This is a genomic window from Treponema sp. R8-4-B8 (assembly GCF_054786175.1).
Genome location: NZ_BDHE01000155.1, coordinates 1 through 841, shown reverse-complemented (window position 1 = coordinate 841; position 841 = coordinate 1). Strand labels below are relative to the sequence as shown.

3 protein-coding genes are annotated in these 841 nt (G+C 36.7%); all 3 read right to left on the bottom strand.

Annotated elements, in window-relative coordinates; translation table 11 throughout:
* Positions 1-133 (bottom strand): hypothetical protein (locus ACYVRA_RS07565; RefSeq protein WP_461252131.1); only part of this gene is annotated, 133 nt, incomplete at its 3' end.
* Between the two features lie 102 nt (positions 134-235).
* Positions 236-499 carry a hypothetical protein gene (locus ACYVRA_RS07560; protein ID WP_461252130.1) on the bottom strand — a complete coding sequence of 88 codons (264 nt, stop codon included), beginning with the start codon at positions 497-499 and terminating at the stop codon, positions 236-238.
* Between the two features lie 62 nt (positions 500-561).
* A partial coding sequence (locus ACYVRA_RS07555) for an acyl-CoA thioesterase (protein ID WP_461252129.1) occupies positions 562-841 on the bottom strand: 280 nt, incomplete at its 5' end.

The following is an 841-nucleotide window of genomic DNA, read 5'->3' as shown; positions in this document are numbered from 1 at the left end:
GAGAGCCGTCCGGGCGCTGGGATACTTCCATCGGTTTTTCCGCGCTGAACAGGTAATCGTAAATACGCGCCTGTATTGGCGCGGCATGAGCGGCAGATACCCAATGAATTGTGCTCTTTATCTTTTTTTCCATTATTTCTCTCCCTTTAATTATTACCTATTCTAAACTTTATATCATAATTGATAATAAAGTTTAGAATTCATTCCTACAATACTATTTTTATAAATTACATAATTATTTATTAATAAATAATGGAAAATTTTCTGCCCATAATTCCAATAATTTTAAAAATTTTTCATCAGATATTTCAATGCCTTTTTCTAGTTTACACATTGAAAATAATAATAATTGCATAACTATATCTTTTTTATTATCTGAACCGTCTGTTTCATTAAAATACTTTTGATTTTTAGGGCAAATTATAGGCGTCTCTAAAGAAAAATCTTCTTCAAATAATTTTGCAAGCGCAATGGCGGTAAAAGAGTTTCTTGCGCCCACGAGGAATCTATAATTTCGATAAGTTTTTTGGTTATGCCTGAGCGTGTATCAACCTTACCTAACTACGGCATAAGCCCCGGCACATCAAACTCCGGCGGGATTCTTACAGGCGTCCCTTTTGAATCGACAAACGCCCATGTTACTTTTGCCTCGACTATCAGATCTTCGCCGCGCCAAATTTCCTGCGCTATTGTTCCGCTGGCCGCGCCTTTTTTAACAGGCCACGATTTTATTACCAATGCGTCATCGGTAAAGGCGGACCTTTTGTAATTGATTTCTATCCGCGTAATATAAGTACCATAACCGGATTTAAATGCCTTTTCATAGTCAAAACCAATGTCT